This window comes from Corallococcus sp. CA053C, assembly GCF_003611675.1.
GTDB lineage: Bacteria > Myxococcota > Myxococcia > Myxococcales > Myxococcaceae > Corallococcus.
Genome location: NZ_RAWA01000586.1, coordinates 1 through 4,531 on the forward strand (window position 1 = coordinate 1; position 4,531 = coordinate 4,531).

2 protein-coding genes and 1 pseudogene are annotated in these 4,531 nt (G+C 71.2%); 2 read left to right on the forward strand and 1 reads right to left on the reverse strand.

The window, feature by feature from the left end:
• On the forward strand, positions 1–755 hold a 755-nt coding region (locus D7V97_RS40420), incomplete at its 5' end, for a pyridoxal-dependent decarboxylase (protein WP_233583549.1).
• Positions 756–770: 15 nt separating this feature from the next.
• Positions 771–3,974: pseudogene (carB, locus tag D7V97_RS40425) on the forward strand (carbamoyl-phosphate synthase large subunit); the annotation flags it as partial.
• Positions 3,975–4,130: 156 nt separating this feature from the next.
• Here the strand turns inward: carB and D7V97_RS40430 are convergent.
• A partial coding sequence (locus D7V97_RS40430; RefSeq protein WP_199729146.1) for a P1 family peptidase occupies positions 4,131–4,531 on the reverse strand: 401 nt, incomplete at its 5' end.

Here is a 4,531-nt window from a genome sequence, read left to right on the forward strand (position 1 = left end):
ACGCCGGCACGGTGAACACCGGCGCCACGGATGACCTCCAGGCGCTGGCGGCGCTCTGCCGCGAGGAGGGGCTGTGGCTGCACGTGGACGGCGCCTTCGGGGCCTTCGCGCGGCTGAGCGAGAAGCTTCGGCCGAAGGTGGCGGGGCTGGAGGAGGCGGACTCGGTGGCCTTCGACCTGCACAAGTGGATGTACCAGCCCTTCGACGTGGCGTGCGTGCTGGTGCGCGACGCGGCGGCGCACCGGGCGGCCTTCGCGAGCACGGCCAGCTACCTGGCCACGCTGGAGCGCGGCGTCATCTCCGGGGGGTTGCCCTTCGCGGACCGGGGTGTGGACCTGACGCGCGGCTTCCGGGCGCTGAAGGTGTGGATGAGCATGAAGGCGCACGGCGTGGCCCACTTCACCCAGCTCATCGAGCAGAACGTGCGCCAGGCGCAGGAGCTGGCGGCGCGGGTGCAGGACCACGCGGAGCTGCAGCTGCTGGCGCCGGTGCCGCTGAACATCGTCTGCTTCCGCTACCACCGCGCGGGCGTCTCCGAGGAGGTCCTCAACCGGGCCAACCAGGAGGTGCTCATCCGCTTGCAGGAGCAGGGCATCGCCGTGCCCTCCAGCACCGTGCTGGACGGCCACTTCGCCATCCGCTGCTGCATCGTCAACCACCGCAGCCGTCAGGAGGACTTCGACACCCTCCTGGCAGGGGCCCTCCGGCTCGGCCGGGAAGTCCTCGCCGCTGAAGGTTTTCCTCCCCCCCTTTGAAGAGCTGAGACTTCAGTGCCCAGGCGCGAGGACATCCAGAGAGTGTTGGTGATCGGCTCCGGGCCGATCGTCATCGGTCAGGCTTGCGAGTTCGACTACTCGGGGACGCAGGCCATCAAGGCCCTGCGCGAGGAGGGACTGGAGGTCATCCTCCTCAACTCCAACCCCGCGACGGTGATGACGGACCCCGACGTGGCCCACAAGACGTACGTGGAGCCCATCACGCCGGAGGTGGCGGAGCGCATCATCGCGCGCGAGCGTCCGGACTCGCTGCTCGCCACCATGGGCGGACAGACGGCGCTCAACCTGGCCAAGGTGCTGGCGCAGACAGGGGTGCTGGAGCGCTACGGGGTGCGGCTGATTGGCGCCAACATCCCCGCCATCGAGAAGGCCGAGGACCGCCAGCTCTTCAAGGCGGCCATGCAACGCATTGGCATGCCACTGCCCCGCAGCGGCATCGCGCACACCGTCGCGGAGGCGCTCGCGCTGGCGGAGACGCTGGGCTACCCGACCATCGTGCGGCCCTCGTTCACGCTGGGGGGCACGGGCGGCGGCATCGCGCGGAACGCGGCGGAGCTGGAGGAGATCTGCTCCGCGGGGCTGCGCGCCAGCCCCTCCGCCACGGTGCTGGTGGAGGAGTCGGTGCTGGGCTGGAAGGAGTACGAGCTGGAGGTGGTGCGCGACACCGTGGACAACGCGGTCATCGTCTGCGCCATCGAGAACTTCGACCCGATGGGCGTGCACACCGGGGACTCCATCACCGTGGCGCCCGCGCAGACGCTGACGGACCGGGAGTACCAGCGCCTGCGGCAGGCCTCGCTCGCCATCATCCGCGAGATCGGCGTGGACACCGGTGGCGCCAACATCCAGTTCGGTGTGAACCCTCGCGACGGCCGCATGGTCGTCATCGAGATGAACCCCCGCGTGAGTCGCTCGTCGGCGCTGGCGTCCAAGGCCACGGGCTACCCCATCGCGTGGATCGCCGCGAAGCTGGCGCTGGGCTACCGGCTGGACGAGCTGGGCAACGGCATCACCCGCACCACCCCCGCCTCCTTCGAACCGACGTTGGACTACGTCGTCGTGAAGGTGCCGCGCTTCGACTTCGAGAAGTTCCCCGGCGCCGACGACACCCTCACCACCAGCATGAAGGCGGTGGGCGAGGTGATGTCCATTGGCCGCACCTTCAAGGAGGCCTACCTCAAGGCGATGCGTTCGCTGGAGGTGGGCCGGCTGCCGCTGGAGCCGCCGGTGCTGCCGGAGGGGCCGGGACGCCGCGCGGCGCTCGAGGCCACGCTCCGGCGTCCGCACCCCGGGCGTCCCTGGTTCCTGGCGCAGGCCTTCCGCGAGGGCCTGACGGTGGAGGCGGTGCACGCGCTCTGCGCCGTCGACCCGTGGTTCCTCACGCACCTGAAGGAGCTGGTGGAGGAGGAGGGCCAGCTCAAGGCGCACGGCCGGCTGGAGGCGGTGCCGCGCGAGGTGCTCTTCCAGGCCAAGCAGCACGGGTTCTCCGACCGCTGCCTGGCGCGGCTGTGGGGCTGTCACGAGGACGACGTGCGCGCCGACCGTCACGCGCGCGGCGTCACCCCCGTCTACAAGCGGGTGGACACCTGCGCGGGCGAGTTCGAGGCGTACACGCCCTTCTTCTATTCGACGTACGAGGAGGAGGACGAGGCGGCCCCCACGGCGCGCCGGAAGATCCTCATCCTGGGCAGCGGGCCCATCCGGATCGGTCAGGGCATCGAGTTCGACTACTGCTGTGTCCATGCCGCCTTCGCGCTGCGCGAGGCGGGCTACGAGACGGTGATGGTCAACTGCAACCCGGAGACGGTGTCCACGGATCCCGACACCGCGGACCGGCTGTACCTGGAGCCGGTGACGTTGGAGGACGTCCTGGCCGTCGTCGAGCGAGAGCGGCCCGAGGGCGTCATCGTCCAGTTCGGCGGGCAGACGCCGCTGCGGCTCGTGGACGCGCTGAGCCGCGCGGGGGTGCCCATCCTGGGGACGTCCGCGGATAGCATCGACCGGGCCGAGGACCGGGAGCGGTTCGCGCAGGTCATCTCGGAGCTGAAGCTGCTCCAGCCGCGCAACGCGATGGCGCGCTCGCGCGAGGAGGCCCTGCGGGCCGCCGCCCAACTGGGCTATCCGGTGATGGTGCGGCCGTCGTACGTGCTGGGCGGGCGGGCGATGGAGGTCGTGCGCGACGAGGCGGAGCTGCTGCGCTACATCACCGAGGCGGTGCGCGTGTCGCCCGAGCACGTGGTGCTCATCGACTGCTTCCTGCGGGAGGCCATCGAGGTGGACGTGGACCTCGTGGCGGACCGGCTGGGGCGGGTGCGGATCGCCGGGGTGCTGGAGCACGTGGAGCATGCGGGGGTGCACTCCGGGGACGCGGCCTGCTGCCTGCCGCCGTACTCGCTGTCGGCGGCGATGGTGGAGACGCTCAAGGCGCAGGCGACGGCCATCGCGCGCGCGCTCGATGTGGTGGGGCTGCTCAACGTGCAGTTCGCCATCCAGGGCGAGGACGTCTACGTGCTGGAGGCCAACCCGCGCGCCTCGCGCACGGTGCCGTTCATCTCCAAGGCGACGGGGACGCCGCTGGCGAAGGTCGCGGCCCTGTGCATGGTGGGCAGGACGCTGGAGGAGCTGGGCGAGGCGGACGAGCCCACCCTGGCCCACGTGAGCATCAAGGAGTCGGTGTTCCCCTTCAACCGCTTCCCGGGCGCGGACGTGGCGCTGGGGCCGGAGATGAAGTCCACCGGCGAGGTGATGGGCATCGCGTCGGACGTGCATGCCGCGTTCGCCAAGAGCCAGGCCGCCGCGGGCTTCGTGCTGCCCCTGTCGGGCAGGGTGCTGCTCTCCGTCCGGGACGAGGACAAGCCCGGCGTGGTGGAGCTGGCCCGGCGCCTGCTGGCCGCGGGGTTCACGCTGGTGGCCACCGAGGGGACGCACCGCCACCTCGCGGAGCGGGGCGTTGATGCGGAGCTGGCGCGCAAGGACGCCCCGGGCGGGTCGGAGGTCGTGGCGCGCATTACCCGGGGGGAGCTTGCCCTGATCATCACCACCACGGACGCGCGGCCCCTGAAGGACGCCTTCGCGTTCCGCCGGACGGTGATCGCGTATGGCCTGCCGTACTTCACCACCCTTCAGGCGGCCCGGATGGCCGTGGGAGCCCTGGAGGCGATGCAGCGCGGTGCGCTCACGTACCGTTCGCTGCAAGAGGTGCTGCGGGCCTCTGGCTGTCTGGATGAGGTGACGTCACCCGTGGAGGTTCCGGTGCTGGAAGCGGGGCTGGAGGTGTTGGCCCCGCCCATCGCGTCGACGGGGTGAGCGGTTCCCCTTCCACCGCATGCGGCGGGGGAAGGGGCGCGGCGTGCTTCAGCGGCGGCCGTGGCGGGCGAGGATGTCCCGCAGCCGGTCGTGGGGCAGGGCGTGCGCGGTGTTGCCGTCGCGGCCCACCATCGTCCGGGCGGCGACGAGGGCGTTGAGCACGGACTCCTCGGTGGCTTCGATGGTGGCGCGGAAGAAGGGCTCGAGCGCGCCATCCGCCACGTGGGTCTGGGTCCGCAGCACCTGCTGGGAGGTGCGGTCGACGCGGTTCTCCAGCGCGTTGGAGAACGCGATCAACAGGTCTCCGGAGGTGTTGCCCGCGATGGCGCCGACCCGCGAGAGGCCGAGCATGCCGCGCCGGCAGAGCCTGCCGAGCTGTCGCTCCGACAGGGGTGCATCCGTCGCGATGACGACGATGACGGAGCCCTCCCGGCCGGGCGGGACGGGAG